15 protein-coding genes are annotated in these 17,412 nt (G+C 45.3%); 8 read left to right on the top strand and 7 right to left on the bottom strand.

Features of this window, described 5'->3' with window-relative positions; genetic code table 11:
* The first annotated feature begins 228 nt into the window (after positions 1-228).
* Both recQ and VL525_RS22435 read left to right on the top strand, forming a co-directional pair.
* Positions 229-2,424 (top strand): DNA helicase RecQ, encoded by a 2,196-nt coding sequence (recQ, locus tag VL525_RS22440; RefSeq protein WP_414684819.1) that lies wholly within the window; start codon positions 229-231, stop codon positions 2,422-2,424.
* A gap of 100 nt (positions 2,425-2,524) precedes the next feature.
* The gene (locus VL525_RS22435; protein ID WP_325389942.1) at positions 2,525-2,965 is read left to right on the top strand and encodes an NADAR family protein; all 441 of its coding nucleotides are present in this window, start codon (positions 2,525-2,527) and stop codon (positions 2,963-2,965) included.
* Positions 2,966-2,994: 29 nt separating this feature from the next.
* On the opposite strand, the gene VL525_RS22430 is transcribed toward VL525_RS22435, so the two are convergent.
* Together VL525_RS22430 and VL525_RS22425 are read right to left on the bottom strand one after the other, a co-directional pair.
* Positions 2,995-4,893: an OmpA family protein gene (locus VL525_RS22430; RefSeq protein ID WP_325389940.1), complete on the bottom strand. Its 1,899-nt coding sequence runs from the start codon at positions 4,891-4,893 to the stop codon at positions 2,995-2,997.
* 39 nt (positions 4,894-4,932) lie between these two features.
* Positions 4,933-5,556: a 7-carboxy-7-deazaguanine synthase QueE gene (locus VL525_RS22425; RefSeq protein WP_325389938.1), complete on the bottom strand. Its 624-nt coding sequence runs from the start codon at positions 5,554-5,556 to the stop codon at positions 4,933-4,935.
* Between the two features lie 154 nt (positions 5,557-5,710).
* Here VL525_RS22425 and VL525_RS22420 point away from each other — a divergent pair, with 154 nt between their 5' ends.
* From VL525_RS22420 to VL525_RS22410, 3 genes are read left to right on the top strand one after another with little or no spacing between them, the layout of a single operon-like run.
* A complete protein-coding gene (locus VL525_RS22420) occupies positions 5,711-6,475 on the top strand; it encodes a hypothetical protein (protein WP_325389936.1) in 765 nt (254 codons plus the stop codon).
* A 4-nt stretch (positions 6,476-6,479) separates the two neighbouring features.
* Entirely contained in the window at positions 6,480-6,818 is a 339-nt protein-coding gene (locus tag VL525_RS22415) for a Rieske (2Fe-2S) protein (RefSeq protein WP_325389934.1), read from the top strand.
* The gene (locus VL525_RS22410) at positions 6,818-7,252 is read left to right on the top strand and encodes a hypothetical protein (RefSeq protein ID WP_325389932.1); all 435 of its coding nucleotides are present in this window, start codon (positions 6,818-6,820) and stop codon (positions 7,250-7,252) included. The genes VL525_RS22415 and VL525_RS22410 overlap by 1 nt, the downstream gene beginning before the upstream one ends.
* Before the next feature lie 45 nt (positions 7,253-7,297).
* On the opposite strand, the gene VL525_RS22405 is transcribed toward VL525_RS22410, so the two are convergent.
* From VL525_RS22405 to VL525_RS22385, 5 genes are all read right to left on the bottom strand, one after another.
* Complete coding sequence (locus VL525_RS22405; RefSeq protein ID WP_325389930.1) at positions 7,298-8,179, bottom strand: bifunctional 5,10-methylenetetrahydrofolate dehydrogenase/5,10-methenyltetrahydrofolate cyclohydrolase; 882 nt, start codon at positions 8,177-8,179, stop codon at positions 7,298-7,300.
* Between the two features lie 77 nt (positions 8,180-8,256).
* Positions 8,257-10,044, bottom strand: a complete 1,788-nt coding sequence (lepA, locus tag VL525_RS22400; protein ID WP_325390081.1) for a translation elongation factor 4 — start codon at positions 10,042-10,044, stop codon at positions 8,257-8,259.
* 65 nt (positions 10,045-10,109) lie between these two features.
* The gene (locus VL525_RS22395; protein ID WP_325389928.1) at positions 10,110-10,898 is read right to left on the bottom strand and encodes a CPBP family intramembrane glutamic endopeptidase; all 789 of its coding nucleotides are present in this window, start codon (positions 10,896-10,898) and stop codon (positions 10,110-10,112) included.
* Positions 10,891-11,427 carry a hypothetical protein gene (locus tag VL525_RS22390; RefSeq protein WP_325389926.1) on the bottom strand — a complete coding sequence of 179 codons (537 nt, stop codon included), beginning with the start codon at positions 11,425-11,427 and terminating at the stop codon, positions 10,891-10,893. Before VL525_RS22390 ends, VL525_RS22395 begins: the two co-directional genes overlap by 8 nt.
* Positions 11,428-11,557: 130 nt before the next feature.
* Entirely contained in the window at positions 11,558-11,833 is a 276-nt protein-coding gene (locus VL525_RS22385; RefSeq protein WP_325389924.1) for a hypothetical protein, read from the bottom strand.
* A 93-nt stretch (positions 11,834-11,926) separates the two neighbouring features.
* On the opposite strand from VL525_RS22385, the gene VL525_RS22380 reads away from it, so the two are divergent.
* Genes VL525_RS22380 through VL525_RS22370 form a run of 3 tightly spaced genes read left to right on the top strand, consistent with a single transcriptional unit; the run spans position 11,927 to position 17,411 of the window.
* Positions 11,927-12,658 (top strand): Error-prone repair protein ImuA, encoded by a 732-nt coding sequence (locus VL525_RS22380; protein ID WP_325389922.1) that lies wholly within the window; start codon positions 11,927-11,929, stop codon positions 12,656-12,658.
* A complete protein-coding gene (locus VL525_RS22375; RefSeq protein ID WP_325389920.1) occupies positions 12,658-14,169 on the top strand; it encodes a DNA polymerase Y family protein in 1,512 nt (503 codons plus the stop codon). The genes VL525_RS22380 and VL525_RS22375 overlap by 1 nt, the downstream gene beginning before the upstream one ends.
* 5 nt (positions 14,170-14,174) lie before the next feature.
* Positions 14,175-17,411 carry an error-prone DNA polymerase gene (locus tag VL525_RS22370; protein WP_325389918.1) on the top strand — a complete coding sequence of 1,079 codons (3,237 nt, stop codon included), beginning with the start codon at positions 14,175-14,177 and terminating at the stop codon, positions 17,409-17,411.
* Position 17,412: the final 1 nt, after the last annotated feature.

Here is a 17,412-nt window from a genome sequence, read left to right as displayed (position 1 = left end):
ATTTTATAGCTTAAAGGCCGTGACAAAATTGGACATTATTCTGTAAAGTATTTGTTAAATAAAATCACATTAAACGCCCGAAATTTTATCAAAGTTATAAATCCTGTAAATAAACAAATTGTTTTCATTTAAAAATCATTTTTATATAAAATTTAAAACAAAACGCAACGTTTATTTAGAAAATTTTGTTATTTTGAACTTTTAAATACAATAATATAATTACCTATAATGATTGAAACGAAACGGTCGCTTTTTGACAACCTGCAGAATTTTTTTGGGTTCGATAACTTCAAAGGAGAGCAGGAAGCGATCATCACGAATATCCTCGCCGGAAACGATACTTTTGTGATTATGCCGACGGGCGGGGGAAAATCCATGTGCTACCAGTTACCGGCATTAATGAGCGATGGCACCGCCATCGTTATCTCGCCGCTGATAGCGCTGATGAAAAACCAGGTTGACCAATTGCGAGCCTTCGGAGGTTCGGACAGTATAGCACATTTTCTAAATTCATCGCTTACAAAGGCTGATATAGCCCGTGTTAAGGAGGATGTATTGGGCGGAAAAACAAAACTGCTTTATGTAGCGCCCGAATCATTAACCAAACAGGAAAATGTCGACTTTCTGCGTTTGAACCACGTTTCTTTTGTTGCTGTAGACGAAGCGCACTGCATATCGGAATGGGGGCACGATTTTAGGCCCGAATACCGTAAAATACGCCAGGTGATCAGCAATATCGGCGATGACATCCCAATTATTGCCTTAACCGCCACGGCAACCCCTAAGGTACAGCAGGACATCCAGAAAAACCTGCAAATGAACAATGCAACGGTTTTCAAATCGTCGTTCAATCGCTCCAACCTGTTTTACGAGGTGCGGGCCAAAAGGAACGTGATCAAAGAGATCGTCAAATTTGTTAAACAGAACCAGGGAAAATCGGGTATAATATACTGCCTTAGCCGTAAAAAGGTGGAAGAAGTCGCCGAGGCCTTAAATCTCAATGGTGTAAAAGCATTGCCATACCATGCCGGCCTTGAATCTAAAGTCAGGGCCGACACACAGGATAAGTTCCTGATGGAAGATGTGGATGTTATCGTGGCGACGATCGCCTTTGGTATGGGTATTGATAAACCGGACGTCCGTTATGTGATACACCACGACATGCCGAAAAGCATGGAAGGTTATTACCAGGAAACGGGCCGCTCGGGGCGCGACGGTGGCGAGGGTGTTTGTGTGGCGTTCTATTCGGAAAAAGATATTGACAAGCTGCAGAAATTCATGAAGGATAAACCTGTATCTGAGCGCGAGATAGGCACACAGATATTGAAGGAAGTCATTGATTACGCAGAATCGTCAGTATGCCGCCGCAAGCAATTGCTGCATTATTTTGGTGAGAATTTTAACGAAGCAGGCTGCAACAATATGTGTGATAATTGCTGCGCACATAAGGAGCATTTTGACGGGGAAGAGCAGCTGCATAAAGCTTTGAGCCTGATCAAAAAGATGGGTGAAAAATTTGACGACGACCATGTTGTCAGTGTATTGATGGGTGTTGACAACCCGCAGGTTCATAATTATGGGCATCATTTGATAGATGAGTTCGGTTCGGGTAAGGACGATGGCGAAAACCTGTGGAAATCGTTAATGAGGCAGGCGCTGCTTAATAATTATTTATCAAAAGATATCGACCAGTATGGCCTGCTGAGACTAACCAAGGCAGGTGTCAACTTTTTGGATAATCCGCATAGCATCCGGTTTGTGATGAACCGGCCCATGGGCGCCACGGATGACGATGAATCGGAAGAAGGCCCGAAGCAGGGCGGAGGTGCGCTGGATACTGAATTGTTGCAAATGCTGAAGGATTTGCGCAAGAAGATGGCCAAGCAAAAAGGATTGCCGCCGTTCGTGATATTCCAGGATCCGTCGCTGGAGGAAATGTGTACGCATTACCCGATAACAACCGAGGAACTGAAACAAATATCGGGTGTAGGTGCAGGCAAGGCCATGAAATTTGGTGCACCTTTTATCGACCTGATCAAGAAATATGTGGAGGATAACGAGATAGACCGCCCGGTGGATATGGTGATCAAGAGCGCCGCCAACAAATCGGCGCTAAAGGTTTATATCATTCAGAATATCGACCGCCATCTGAGCCTGGAGGACATAGCCGCTTCAAAAGGGTTAACTTATGAAGAAATATTGCGTGAGGTAGAGACTATTGTTAATTCGGGTACAAAACTCAATCTTAATTACTTTATTGACGAAGTGATCGACGAAGACAAACAGGATGAAGTATTTGATTATTTCAAAACCGCTGAAATAGATTCGATAGACAATGCCCTTGCAGAGCTGGGCGCCGACGACTATACCCGCGAGGAAGTACAATTGATGCGCATTAAGTTTATGTCGGAAATGGGGAATTGAGCTTTTAGGTGAAAGTTGAAAGGATAAAGGCAAAAGGTTTGTCTTACTTATATAAATTTATAGCCGGTTTTGATGCCGGCTTTTTTGTATAGAATTAATCATGAATGTTATTTATTTCTACGCCAAAGATGAGCAGTATGGAGAGTTTTCAAACTTTTCCCATTTTGGTGTTGAAATGGATGGAGCATGGTGGCCGACAGTGGAACATTATTTCCAGGCGCAAAAATTCGCGGATAAGAATTATCAGGAACAAATAAGAAAATCATCTTCCGCAAAAGATGCAGCAAATTTAGGGCGTTCAAGAAAGATGCCTATCCGGCCAGATTGGGACGATATCAAAAATGAGATAATGTTTAAAGCCGTTCTGAAAAAGTTTCAAACACATACCGGTATTCGAAATATCCTTATCGAAACAGGCACCGACGAAATTATCGAGAACTCTCCAAATGATTACTACTGGGGAGGTGGGACCGATGGTACAGGGGAAAACAATCTGGGGAAAATATTAATGGACGTGAGAAAGCTTTTTCAAAACGTTTAGTTCCGACCTTTATCCTTTATCCTTTCACCTCATTTCGCAATTATCTTAAACTCCGTCCTCCGGTTTTTACTGCGGCCATCATCCGTGTCGTTTGGTTCGATTGGTTGCGTTTCGCCATAGCCTTTGTAGGTTAGCCTCTCAGGTTGAATACCATTAGCAATCAAATATTGATAAACTGCTTTGGCGCGGTTTTCTGAAAGCACCTGGTTAGACTGCACAGTACCCACGTTATCCGTGTGGCCCGATACTTCGATATGTACGGTCTTGTTCAGGTTAAGGAAATCCACGAGTTTTTGTAATTCAGGCTTCGATTCATCCTTAATGTCAAATTTATTGGTATCGAAAAAGATGTTCTTCAGGATCACCTTATTGCCAACCTCTATAGGCTGCAGGTATGCGGTAATATGAAAAGGCTCTGTATTGACATGACCTGCAAGCGAGAAATTGGCCGAATAAAACAGGTAACCATCCCTGGCGATATTTAACCCATAATCCTTACCTGTTGTAATGGTCGCCAGGAAATCGCCCTGATCGGCCGAACTGTAATCCTGGTAAACCGGCAGGTTTTTTACAAGGTCAACAATCTCAACGGCCGATTCAAGCGGCTGTTTAGTCACCGCATCATATACGTTTCCTTTCACATAAGTAACCTCATGCGGCCGCAATGCAGGCGGCAGTTCAAAAGTATAGATATCAAAACCTCCCTGGCCGTTCAATTTGTTTGAGGCAAAGAATGCGTAAGTACCATTGGCCGTTAAGGTTAACCCATTCTCATCGCCGTTTGAATTGATAGGGTAGCCCAGGTTTATTGGTTTTTGCCATTTGCCATCCTGTCCAAGGTGACTTACAAACAGGTCCATGCCACCTAGTCCCGGCCATCCGTTAGAGCAGAAGTAAAAAGTACTGTCATCGGGGTGAATAAATGGCGACTGTTCATCATAAGGCGTGTTAATATTCGGGCCCATATTCTCCGGTTGCGACCAGCCTTTTTCGCTCAGGGTTGATTTGTAAAGATCGTAGCCCCCATAACCACCCTTGCGGTTGCTAACGAAATATAAAGTACGGCCATCTGCGCTGATCGATGGCTGCGATTCCCAGCCATTTGTGTTTACCGGCGGGCTTATATCAAAAGGTTTATTCCAGTCATTGCCTTTTTTGGTGGCAATGTATATGTCACATCGTCCAAGGCCATCCGGGCGGTTACAGCCGGTAAAAAACAGCACTTTACCATTTTGTGAGATGGATTGGGCACCTTCGTTATATCGGGGCGTATTGATCTGGTCGCTCAGGTAGGTAGCGGTTTGCCATTTGCCGCTAACCTTATCGCTTTTATAAAAGTCCTCGTTGTTGTTGATCTTACGGGTGAATATCAGCGTATTCTCGTCGGCTGTTACCGTTGGCAGGTATTCGTCATCAGTTGTATTGATCTCGTCTCCTACATTAATGGGTTTGAATGGTACCGGGTGCTGTATGGCATCGATACTGAAGGCGCAGTCATTCAACAACTTTTTCGCAATTGCCGCCGTCTGAGGGGTTGTGTTATCGTATGATAGATATTTTTCGAGATGTATTTTAGCCTGCGCATATTGGGCGTTATGAACTTCGCAATCGCCAAGCTTATAATAAATGCCCCGGCTAAATTCCGGATCGAGAGCGATGGCTTTGATGAATTGGTCTGCTGCCTCGGCATAACGCCACCTGCCCCGTAAGACATCGGCCAAGAGAACGTGGGCCTCTATGAATTTTGCATCCTCACTAATGGCTTTTTGCAGATGTTCAATGGCCTCATCGTACATATGGTCGTCGAGACTTTGATTAGCCAATGAGAAATATTGAATTGCTTGTTTATCAGTAGTGGAGTATTGCCGCTGAGCATAAACGAGCGAAGCAAACAGGAGAAGAAACACCGAAAGGAATATAACTTTCATTCGACGTAATACGGTATTTAAAGCCCGAAGTTACGGCATTTAGGGGATATTCAAATATTTATGCGTTTGCAGCGATATCTCCCATTTGGGGTTATTCATCACATAATCAACAATAAGCGGGGTCATTTCCTTCGCTTTCGACCATTCGGGCTGAAGATATAATTTACATTGCGGAGACACCATTGCGGCATGCTCTTCGGCCCAGGCAAAATCCGACTTGTTAAACACGATCACTTTCAACTCATCAGCATGTTGTGCTATGCCTTCGGACGGCTTTTTGAATTTCTTAGGCGAAAGGCATACCCAATCCCAATGGCCCGACATGGGGTAGGCGCCGGACGTTTCAATAAAAGTTTTGATGCCGTTTTCGCGCAGCCTGGCGGTCAAATAATCCAGGTTATATAGCAACGGCTCGCCGCCGGTAACCACAACTGCCCGTGAAGGGTGTTTTAAAGCGTTCTGTACGATTTGGTCTGCCGGGGTAAGCGGATGGAGTTCGGCATCCCAGCTTTCCTTTACATCGCACCAATGGCAGCCCACATCGCAGCCCCCGAGCCGGATAAAATAAGCCGCCTTACCGGTATTAAATCCTTCGCCCTGTATCGTGTAAAATTCTTCCATCAAAGGAAGCAATGTGCCGTCGTCCGGAACCTGGTGTGCCATATTTGAGGGTGCAAATATAGTGATTAGAGATTTGTGATTGGTTAACCGGGTGTCAGCTTATTAACATAACCGGCTCCGATCACAAATCAATAACCACCTAAAAATTAATTGAATTTTTCAATTAATTTTTTTACCATTACTTAAAAATTCGCCTATGCGAAAAGCGTACGTCTTAATATTGTTTTTAGCGGTGGTTTGCCTCTCGTCCTGTGTCGACGTGGAGGAGCATTACGATTTTAAGGCGGATGGCTCATGTAAAGTAGCATACACTTTTGATATGGGCAAGGCTATGTCGGTATTGATGAACCTGATGCCCGACTCTATTAAAGCAACCCCTCAATTTTCGATGATAAAGGACACTACGCTGAATTTTTACAGCGCTATGCCCGACAGTACCCAGCAAAAGATGACGCTGGAACAGACGAACCTGGCAAAAAGCAGTAACCTGTCGGTAAGAATGAACTTGCCAAAAAGCGAAATGAAAGTAAGTATTTCGCACCAGGCAAAGGATGCTGCCGACCTGCAATATTACTTAAGAAACATATCCAAAATTGAGTCGGAAAGCAACCTTAATTCGGTCTCGAAGAATAAAAGCGAGGTAAAGGGCTTTGATGCGCAGCAACTTATCAGCGGGCAGGATTATTATGCTTATGAGGTTACCCCGCATAAATTTTACCGTATCATCGATAAGGCTAAGTTCAATGCCTTCCTGAAAAAGGCGCAATCCACGCTCTCAATGGCGAAAGCCATGCTGATAGATATGCCTTATAAAGTGGTGCTTAATTTTGCCAAACCTGTAAAAAAGGTAAACAATCCCAAAGCATTGGTGTCGGCCGACCGTAAACGGGTTATCCTGCAAACCAACATGGACGAGATCATCAAAGATCCTTCAGTAATGAATTTGAAGATCGATTTTTGAAAGCATGGAGTGGTATAAAATACCTGATCTGAAATACACCGGGCAAACATTTATAAAAAGGGTAAAAGCAGGCGGAAAAACCATCTGCCTTGTTGGTTACGATAATAAAGTTTTTGCATTAGGAGCAAAGTGCCCGCACGCCGGAGGCGACCTTACACAGGGCTGGTGCAAAGACGGGAAACTCGTCTGCCCGATACACAGATACTCCTATAGCCTGGAAACCGGGAAAGGGAGCGAAGGCCAGAACGATTATATAGACAGTTATCCAGTTGAAATAAAGGAGGATTCTGTTTATATTGGCATCAGTTCATTCTGGGAGAAATTCAGACAAGCATTTAAATAATGGGCAACATCGAGATAAACGACCTGGCGAGGGATTTTTATAAAGCCGTTAGTTTCAGGAATGAGAAAGCGCCGGACCTGAGCCAGCTTCAGATACTTTTTTATGGTGATGGCATCCTGGTGAACAACAGTTTTCAGCACCCGATAGGGTTTACGGCTGAATCGTTCGTATCGGCCCTGGAATCGGACATTGCCGAAGGCAATATGGATCAATTTATTCAGCATGAACTGCATGCCAGGACAGAGGTTTTCGGCAAACTGGCCCAGCGGATAAGTGTTTACGAATATAACTTAGGCGAAGAAACATCGGGCCGCTTGCCCAGGGGCGTTAACTACATGCAGTTTATACAGGTGGATGGCAACTGGCGTATCCTATCCGTAGCCTGGTGCGATGAGAATGAAGATAATCTTATCCCGCAGGAATACCTGAGATAATTCTCACCGAATCTTCCCCGGCAGGGAGGACTTTTTGAGTTGGTTTTACTGATACACCTCTTTATTAGCCGAAGCCAACGTATTCTTTAACAAACCAACTATTGTCATCAAACCCACGCCACCGGGGACCGGGGTTATCCAGGATGATTTTGGTGCGACGTTTTCAAAATCGACATCGCCATATAATTTAAAGCCTGACTTTGTCGTTTCTGAGGTCTCACGGTTCATACCCACGTCGATCACCACTACACCATCTTTAACCATATCAGCTGTGATAAAATTCCTTTTTCCGATGGCGACGATCAGTATGTCTGCATCTAAAGTGAACTTTTTAATATCAGGGGTGCGGCTGTGGCAAATGGTAACCGTGCAATTGCCCGGCTTGGTATTTCTCGCCATCAAAATGCTCATGGGTGAACCCACGATATTACTGCGACCAACCACTACACAATGCTTGCCGGTGGTATCAATGCCATATTCCTTCAGCATCAGCGTAATGCCATAAGGTGTAGCCGGTATAAACGATGGTAAATTACGCTGCATGCGGCCAAGATTGATAGGGTGGAAACCATCTACATCCTTACGGTAGTCTATCTTTTCGGTTACCTTTTCCGGGTCGATATGCTTTGGTAATGGTAATTGAACGATAATGCCGTCAATATCCTCGTCGGCATTTAGTTCAGCCACTTTAGCCAGTAATTCTTCTTCGCTAACCGTATCCTCGTATCGTACCAGGCTCGATTTAAAACCAACCTTTTCGCAATTCTTCATCTTGCTGGCCACATAGGTCTCGCTGCCACCATCATGACCGACCAAAACGGCTACCAAATGGGGTTTACGGCCCGTGCGCTCTAATATTTTAGCCGCTTCTTCGGCAATTTCAAGCTTTAGTTTTTCTGATACGTATTTTCCGTCGAGTAATTGCATGTCTATAAGAGTCAAAAACCAGGAATCAAGAGTCAAGATCTTCCTGGTTCCTGGCTCTTATTTCTTGGCTCTAATTATCAATCTAATTTCAGCACCGCCATAAACGCTGACTGCGGTATTTCCACATTACCTACCTGGCGCATGCGTTTTTTACCTGCCTTTTGCTTCTCTAATAATTTACGCTTACGCGAAATATCACCACCATAACATTTTGCGGTTACGTCTTTACGCATAGCCTTAACCGTTTCACGGGCAATGATCTTGGCGCCTATCGATGCCTGTATAATGATCTCGAACTGCTGGCGTGGTAACAGTTCCTTCAGCTTTTCACATATCTTTTTACCGAAATCATAGGCATTGCTACGGTGTATCAGGGATGATAGCGCGTCAACCGGTTCGCTGTTAAGGCGTATATCCAGGCGCACCAGGTCCGACTGGCGGTAACCGATCTGGTGATAATCGAAAGAGGCGTAGCCTTTGGATATGGTTTTCAGTTTATCGTAAAAATCAAATACGATCTCGCCCATCGGCATCTCAAATATCAGTTCAACACGGTCAGATGTCAGGTAGGATTGATTCGTGATCATGCCACGCTTATTGATACACAGCGACATTACCGGGCCAACAAATTCAGATTTAGTAATGATGGTTGCCTTAATATAAGGTTCCTCTACGAAGTCTATCTTGCTTGGATCTGGTAAATCGGATGGATTATTTACCTGTAACTCCTCGCCACGGGTCGTAAAAGCTTTGTAGGATACGTTGGGCACTGTGGTGATCACCGTCATATCAAACTCGCGCTCTAACCGTTCCTGGATGATCTCCATGTGCAGCATACCAAGGAAACCACAACGGAAGCCAAATCCTAAAGCCGCTGATGACTCCGGTTCGAAAACCAGCGAAGCATCATTCAACTGCAGCTTGGCCATTGATTCGCGCAGCTCTTCATAATCATCGGTATCAACCGGGTATATACCCGCAAATACCATAGGTTTCACTTCTTCGAAACCCTGTATGCCTTCGGCACAAGGGCGGTCGACATGTGTTATCGTATCACCAACCTTTACCTCGCGCGCTTCCTTGATACCTGATATGATATAGCCTACGTCGCCGGTTTTGATGACATCTTTAGGTAATTGATTCAGTTTAAGCGTACCTACCTCATCAGCAAGATATTGTTTTTCCGTAGCTACAAACTTTACCTTTTCGCCTTTGCGTATCTCGCCGTTAACTACTTTGAAATAAGCAATAATACCGCGGAATGAATTGAATACCGAGTCGAATATCAAAGCCTGCAGCGGAGCCTTGGGGTCGCCGACAGGGGCGGGGACACGTTCTATTATTGCCCGCAGAATATCATGAACGCCCAAACCCGTTTTGCCGGAAGCCGCCAATATCTCCTCGCGTTTGCAGCCTATCAGGTCGACTATCTGGTCCTTCACCTCTTCGGGCATAGCACCGGGCAGGTCCATTTTGTTCAGTACCGGGATAATTTCCAGGTCGTTCTCTAAAGCCAGGTATAAGTTGGAAATGGTTTGGGCCTGTATGCCCTGCGCAGCATCAACAATAAGCAATGCACCCTCACAGGCAGCTATCGATCTTGAAACCTCGTAAGAAAAATCCACGTGCCCCGGTGTATCTATCAGGTTCAATACATATTTCTGCCCGTCAAGCTCGTAATCCATCTGGATAGCATGACTCTTGATAGTAATCCCTCGCTCACGCTCCAGGTCCATGTCATCCAAAAGCTGCGCCTGTGCGTCGCGGTGTGAGATAGTATTGGTATATTCAAGCAAACGATCGGCTAAAGTACTTTTACCGTGATCGATATGCGCTATGATACAAAAATTACGAATGTGCTCCATTTCAGCGCAAAAGTAGCTTTTTAAGGCGAGATTAAGAAAGGCCTGCACGCTGTGGTATATCTGTTTTACAAATGATGATTCCACTGTATTATTTCGAGTGTAATTGCAGTGAAGTTAAAACAGAAGTGCATACATACACCATACCACAGTGTGTTTTCCTTAGTGCGAACACGCCCGAGGAGCAAAGCGAACGGTATAAGCCAGAAAAGTGAAATTATAGACCGGTGCATGATGGCAAAGACAAATGAACTGATAATAATGGCCTGTTTGGTATCAGTTACCAGCATAAGCTTTCCCAGCAAAAACCCGCGATAGCCCAATTCTTCAAACAAAGCCGGCATTACAGCGACGAAAAGGATTGCCAATGCGATACTATACCTGTGAAATGCATAAAATTCGTAATAGGAAAAGTCGGTAGAAAATAGTTTTCTATTGAGCCATCCGACGATAAAGTGCACTAAAAGCGAACCGACTACAGCTATGCAACAATATCCCAATAATCTTAAGGCTGAAAAGTTGTTCCAGACAAGCACATTTTTGAGCTTCGACCAGTTAATGGCAAAAAAGACAATCGCAATTACTGCGAGGAAGCTATCAAAAACTACTGACCATGTAAATGTTTTGAAATAGTCAACAAAGCTAAATACACAGCAAGCAACAGCATGTATACCGAAAAATAAAGCAGCTTGCTTTATAGCTTTCCATTTCTCTTCGGTCGAACCTTCAGAAATTATTGTTTGAGCCTGGCCGCAATGATTACAAAAACGGCTGTTTTCATGTATAGGCTGATCGCAATTACCACAATGGGGCAATTGTACTTCGTCCGCATCGTTGGTAAGGATCAGATCAGCCAATATTGAGTTCTTTTTTTAGTTTTTCGGCCTCTATGGCTGATTTAATACCTTTTATAAAGCATCCGACAATGAAAATTTTAAAAATGATACCGCTTACTATCGTAACCGGGTTCTCAATGGCATTGAGTATGAATATTAGGGCGTATAATGATGTGCCTGTAATTACTCCGGCTAATGGCATGCGGGTGCACCAGAAACCTATGGCAGCAAAAAGAATTGCTAATATTGAATTTATAAGCAGAAGGGTGCTACCTAATCCGGTTTTATCCAATGCGTAAACGATGAGGCCGCCTACCATTGTGGCACCGGCAACATAGTATAGTGCATAGCTTGCCTTTTTTACCATTTTGTTAGCTTCCTCCAGGTTTAGTTCCTTGTAACTTTTGTCCATTAAAAATTTCTTTTGCTCCTCTTCGGTTCCGGCAAGAGGATATCCGCAATCTGCGCAAAACTGATCGTTAGTAGTAACAGTTGAAGTACAGGATTTGCAAAAAGTAAAGTTGTTGCTGGGTGTTAATTGTGCGTCCATTGTTTAGGGTTTAGAGAAGCAAGATAATAATCAGGATTGATTTTATCAATAAGCCTGCGTATCTATCTAAATAAATTACCAGGAATACTTTAAATAAGCTTTTCCTGATTTATATCGAAGTAGAAGATTGTTAAAACAGCTCACTCGATATCGTATGCTTTTTAACATAATCGATAATGAACTTTGCCAATTGCTCCTGCTCGGCTATAGAGAAAACTGAACCGTCATATATCCAATAGCCTTCGTCATCAAACAGTATCCTGCCCAGGTAGTCGGGTGTTTCATCAAAAGTATTGTATAGGTTATAAGCAGTAACCTTGCTGCCGATGCCCGAGTCGACCACGATGCGAATGATCTCGCCGGGGCCATTATTAGCTTTCAGCCAAACTTTTGCTTCTGTTATCAAGCCCGTGTTTTTTACCATAACAAAACAAAAATGAAAATAATTTGGGAATAATACTAAAAATATTAGCAATTTTGTTATCCCGGATTTTACCAGATGCAGGCCACCAGACAAGATACGATCAATAAGCTGCGAAAAGATATTTTGCTGTGGGAGGGCTTTAAGCCGCCCGCATTAGATGCTTTAGGCAGTTTTGGTCTGGGCAGCATAGAGGGTGCCTTTCCGAATGGTGTTTTCCCGGTTGGCGCTATACACGAAATGCTTTGCCCCACGCCTGAACACCTTGCAGCAAGTACAGGTTTTATGGCCGGTGTGGTATCGGCACTGGCTTCAAAAGGAGGAGTGTGCCTGTGGATTAGCAGATATCACAGGCTGTTTCCGCCATCGCTGATGTTTTTTAATATGCCTCCGCACCACATAATTTTTGTAGATGTAAACCGCGAAAAGGATATTCTTTGGGTGATGGAAGAGGCTTTGAAATGCGAGGGCCTGACAGCCGTGATAGCAGAACTGCAAACTATCACCTTTGCACAGTCGAGGCGATTGCAATTAGCTGTCGAGCGCAGTAAAGTAACCGGGTTTATCCTGCATAACAACCCTCAAAAAGCAGGAGCTTCAACCTGCGTTGCACGCTGGCAGGTTACTTCGCTCTCAAGCGAAATAGAAGGGGGCCTACCGGGTATAGGATTCCCGCGCTGGCAGGTTGAATTGTTAAAAGTACGAAACGGAAAGCCGGGCAACTGGACAGTTTCGTGGGATGGCAACGGCTTTAATATAGCTGAAGAGGAGCCGGACATTATTCAACTGCCCGGACGTAAAGCAGGCTGATGATGCAAAGGCGTTTTGTTTCCATTTGGTTCCGTCATTTACTAGCGGACTGGTTCACCCTCCGCCGGCCCGAACTAAAAACTGTACCTTTTATTATTGTTGAACCCTCGGGCGGACGCATTCTTGTTATCGCTGCCAATCACCTGGCCGAAAAGCACGGCATTAATCCCGGTATGGCCGCTGCCGATGCCAAAGCCATTGTACCGTCGTTAATGGTGATAGATCATTTGCCCGGTCAAAATGCTAAGTTGCTGAAGGCCCTTGGCGAGTGGTGCATACGTTATACGCCTTTGGTAGCCATTGATCTGCCCGAAGGATTGATACTCGATATATCGGGCTGTGCGCATTTGTGGGGCGGCGAGCGGCCCTACCTGGGTACTATCATCAGGGTATTGCGCAGCAAAGGATACGATGCCCGTGGAGCGATGGCGGATACCGCAGGCGCAGCCTGGGCCGTAGCACGTTTCGGGCAAAAAAATCCGATAGTAGAGCCGGGTAAGCAAACTGAAGCATTGTTATCGTTACCACCGGCAGCTTTACGTTTAGATGAACTGATAATTGAACGGCTTACCAAGCTGGGATTTTATAATATACAAGCTTTTATGGGTATGGGCCGTTCCGTATTGCGCCGTCGTTTCGGACCGGAACTATTACTCAGACTCAACCAGGCATTAGGCATGGAGGATGAGCACCTGGAGTTATTGGAGCCTGTAATACCTTATCATGAACGCTTGCCCTGCCTTGAACCGATCCGCACTGCAACGGGTATCGAAATAGCGATCAGGGAGTTACTGGAAGCCCTTTGTCATAGGCTGCAAAAGGACGGAATGGGATTACGAACAGCAATTTTAAAATGTTACCGGGTAGACGGGCAAGTGCTGGAAATAAGCATCGGAACCGGGCTTGCATCACATCATACCGGCCACCTGTTTAAACTGTTCGAATTAAAAATACCAACCATCGAACCGCGTTTGGGGATCGAACTTTTTACTCTTGATGCACCAAAAGTGGAGGAGGTTGAACCGGAGCAGGAAGCGCTATGGACGGTGGATGACGATTGCAGCCTCGAAGACCATCGTTTAGCTGAACTGCTTGATAAACTGAGTAATAAAATAGGAGTTAATAGTATAAAACGCTACCTGCCGCAGGAACATCACTGGCCGGAGAGGTCGATCAAAATAGCTGTGTCATTAAAAGAAAAACCCACTACAGTATGGCGCGCCGCGCAGCCAAGACCGTCACTGATGCTGCCGCGACCGGAACCTATCGAGGTGATGGTAAAGACACCGGATTATCCTCCTAAGTTTTTCATTTACAAGGGCGAAAAGCACGATATTATTAAATCGGACGGCCCTGAACGCATTGAGCATGAATGGTGGATTGAGGATGGCGAGCACCGCGATTATTATTATGTAGAGGACAACAAGGGGCAGCGTTACTGGCTGTTCAGGCTGGGGCACTATGATAATGATAAAAGCCGGCAGTGGTTTTTACACGGTTTTTTTGCCTGAACGTTATGGAGTATTCAGAATTACAGGTAACCAGCAATTTTAGCTTTCTGCGGGGCGGTTCGCATCCCGAAGAATTGGTACGCGAAGCTATCCGGCTTGGGTATAAAGCTATCGCCATAACTGATAGAAATACCGTAGCGGGTGTGGTGCGGGCGTTTAAAACGGCAAAGGCATCAAAAGGTACACAGGATGAGAACGAAAAGATTCAATTTATACCGGCTTGTCGCCTCGATCTGCTGGATGGCACTTCATTATTGGCTTACCCTACCGTTATTGCCGCCTGGGGGCGACTGTGTGCCCTGCTTTCCAAAGGCAACCTGCGGGCTGAAAAAGGAGAGTGCCACCTGTACAAGCAGGACGTATTTGAGCACGCCGAAGGTATCAAATTCATAGCGGTGCCACCATTATCACTTAATTCGCGCTTTGATTTCGATGATGATTTTAAAAATGATATCCGGGAATACCGGGAAGTATTTGGAAAAGATTTGTACGTAGCGGCTTGCCGTGCTTACGCCGGCGACGATGCTAAGTGGCTTTACCGTCTTTCGCAATTAAAGGCGCCTATGGTGGCTACTAACAATGTTTATTATCATCTGCCCGAAAGACGCCGGCTACAGGATGTTTTAACCTGCGTTCGCGAAAAGTGCACCATCAGTAATGCCGGGTTTAAACTGCACCCTAATGCCGAGCGCCATTTGAAAACGATTGATGAGATGGACCGGCTTTTTATGGATTATCCGGAGGCCATCAGCCGGATAGATGAAATAACCGATGCATGCAAGTTCTCATTAGATACGCTGAAATATCTTGAACCTGAATGGAAAAGCCCTGATGGCCGAACCGCAGATGAACACCTTGCCGAACATACGTGGGCTGGCGCAAAAAAGAGGATCGGGGACAGGATGAAACCAAAGCATAGGAACCAGATCCAATTTGAACTGGATTTTTTCAAAAGGCGTAAGCTGGCCCCATATTTTCTGCGAATATTCGAGTACACGCAAAAAGCCGAAGAACTGGGGATTCTTCACCAGGGGCGAGGCTCTGCGGCTAATTGCGCGGTTTGTTTTTGCCTGGGTATAACACCGGTCGACCCTACCGAGCAAAAAATGCTTTTCTCACGCTTTATGTCAGATGCCCGGGATGAATGGCCCGATGTAGATGTGGACTTTGAACATGAGCGCCGCGAAGAGATCATCCAATGGATATATGAAACCTATGGGCGCGAATATGCTGGAATTGTTGCTACCGTAACACAGGAGCGGCATAAAGGCGCCATCCGGGATGTGGGCAAGGCGATGGGCTTATCAGAAGATACCATTAAACGCCTGGCCGGTGCAATATGGAGTTTTTCGGAGGAGGCTTTTGATCGTCAACGAATAATAGAGCAGGGCTTAAATCCTGACGATCCGCATTTGTACAGGGTGCTTGAACTGACGGAGCAACTGATGGGCTTTCCGCGACAATTGGGGCAGCATACCGGGGGCTTTGTGATCATGCGGTGCAAGCTTTCGGACATCTGCCCGGTAATGAATGCCCGGATGGAAAATCGTACCCAACTGGAATGGAACAAAGACGACCTGGAAGACCTGGGTATTTTAAAAGTAGATGTGCTCGGCTTAGGCATGCTTACCTGCATACGTAAAGCCTTTGTGTTGGCAAAACAGCATTACGGTCTGAATCTCACTTTGGCTAATGTTCCGCATGACGATGAAAAGGTTTATGATATGATCTGTGAAGCTGATACCTTAGGCGTATTCCAGATCGAAAGCCGCGCGCAAATGTCCATGCTTCCACGGTTAAAACCCAGGAATTTTTATGACCTGGCGATAGAAGTGGCCATAGTACGGCCCGGGCCGATACAGGGGGATATGGTGCACCCTTATTTACGCAGGCGCGATGGCATTGATCCCATCGAATATCCATCCCCGGAAATAGAAGAAATATTAGAAAGAACCAAAGGGGTTCCCTTGTTCCAGGAACAGGCAATGCAAATAGCTATTGAAGCTGCCGGTTATACACCTGCTGAAGCGGACGTGTTGCGCCGTAATATGGCAACGTTTAAAGCAAAAGGTGAAATTAGCCAGCATCGAAAGAAGCTGGTAGATGGTATGGTCAACAATGGCTACAAGGAGGAATTTGCAACCCGTGTTTTTAAACAACTGGAAGGTTTTGGCAGCTATGGTTTCCCCGAGAGCCATGCCATTAGCTTTGCTTACCTGGTTTATATTTCCTGCTGGCTCAAATGCCATTATCCTGATGTGTTTGCTGCGGCTTTGCTCAATAGCCAGCCTATGGGTTTTTACCAGCCCGCGCAAATAGTTATTGATGCGCAGAAGCATGGGGTAATTGTCCGTCCCGTTGATATCAATTATTCGATATGGGATAATACCTTAGAGGAAAAAGATGGTGAGTATTGCGCTGTTCGCTTAGGATTCAGGCAGGTAAAGGGATTGAAGGAAGCCGAAATGGAAATGCTGATAGCCGGGAGAAGGGAGCGATATGAAAGCCTGCACCAGCTTAGTGATTCGGGCATACCGCAGGCAGCTATAGAAAAGCTCGCCGATGCTGATGCTTTCCGTTCGATTCAACTTAACCGCCGGGAAGCATTGTGGGAAGTACCGGCACTAAATGATAAACCCGTTGGATTGTTCAACGGACAGCCATCCGAAAGTGCTTTCGAAGGGCAGATCAGTCTGCCGTTTATGTCGCAGGCCGAACATGTGGTACATGACTATGCCTCGACAGGGCTATCATTGAAGGCGCACCCGGTAAGTTTTGTACGCGAAAAGCTGGAAATGCTGCATGTTATGGAAACATGTAGACTGTCCGAATTAAAGAACGGCGACCCTGTTAAAGTAGCGGGCCTTATTACGGTGCGGCAACGCCCCGGAACGGCAAAAGGCGTTTTATTTATTACCATTGAAGATGAGACCGGCTTTTCTAACCTGGTTGTGTGGGCAGACAAGTTTGATCAGTACCGAAAAGAAATATTGCAAACACGCTTATTGATGGTTGAGGGTAAAGTGCAGATAGAAGGCAAGGTCATCCACGTAGTGGTTAACAAATGTTTTAACCTATCCGGGCTATTACAAAAACTGACTCCCGAATTCAAGGATGCACCAATAATTACATTAGCCAGGGGCGACGAAACTACGGCCCCGGTACCGAATGAGCGCAATACGATTCCGCCCAGCGAAAATTCGGTGAACAAGGTATTTCACAAAGGGCGAAACTTCATGTAAG

Source organism: Mucilaginibacter sp. (assembly GCF_035492695.1).
GTDB lineage: Bacteria > Bacteroidota > Bacteroidia > Sphingobacteriales > Sphingobacteriaceae > Mucilaginibacter.
This window is presented reverse-complemented; position numbering and strand designations above follow the sequence as displayed.

Excerpts from the sequence above, each read along its gene's own strand:
- recQ (WP_414684819.1), top strand. The coding sequence starts at position 229 with ATGATTGAAACGAAACGGTCGCTTTTTGACAACCTGCAGAATTTTTTT.
- VL525_RS22435 (WP_325389942.1), top strand. The coding sequence starts at position 2,525 with ATGAATGTTATTTATTTCTACGCCAAAGATGAGCAGTATGGAGAGTTT.
- VL525_RS22430 (WP_325389940.1), bottom strand. The coding sequence starts at position 4,893 with ATGAAAGTTATATTCCTTTCGGTGTTTCTTCTCCTGTTTGCTTCGCTC.
- VL525_RS22425 (WP_325389938.1), bottom strand. The coding sequence starts at position 5,556 with ATGGCACACCAGGTTCCGGACGACGGCACATTGCTTCCTTTGATGGAA.
- VL525_RS22420 (WP_325389936.1), top strand. The coding sequence starts at position 5,711 with ATGCGAAAAGCGTACGTCTTAATATTGTTTTTAGCGGTGGTTTGCCTC.
- VL525_RS22415 (WP_325389934.1), top strand. The coding sequence starts at position 6,480 with ATGGAGTGGTATAAAATACCTGATCTGAAATACACCGGGCAAACATTT.
- VL525_RS22410 (WP_325389932.1), top strand. The coding sequence starts at position 6,818 with ATGGGCAACATCGAGATAAACGACCTGGCGAGGGATTTTTATAAAGCC.
- VL525_RS22405 (WP_325389930.1), bottom strand. The coding sequence starts at position 8,179 with ATGCAATTACTCGACGGAAAATACGTATCAGAAAAACTAAAGCTTGAA.
- lepA (WP_325390081.1), bottom strand. The coding sequence starts at position 10,044 with ATGGAGCACATTCGTAATTTTTGTATCATAGCGCATATCGATCACGGT.
- VL525_RS22390 (WP_325389926.1), bottom strand. The coding sequence starts at position 11,427 with ATGGACGCACAATTAACACCCAGCAACAACTTTACTTTTTGCAAATCC.
- VL525_RS22380 (WP_325389922.1), top strand. The coding sequence starts at position 11,927 with ATGCAGGCCACCAGACAAGATACGATCAATAAGCTGCGAAAAGATATT.
- VL525_RS22375 (WP_325389920.1), top strand. The coding sequence starts at position 12,658 with ATGATGCAAAGGCGTTTTGTTTCCATTTGGTTCCGTCATTTACTAGCG.
- VL525_RS22370 (WP_325389918.1), top strand. The coding sequence starts at position 14,175 with ATGGAGTATTCAGAATTACAGGTAACCAGCAATTTTAGCTTTCTGCGG.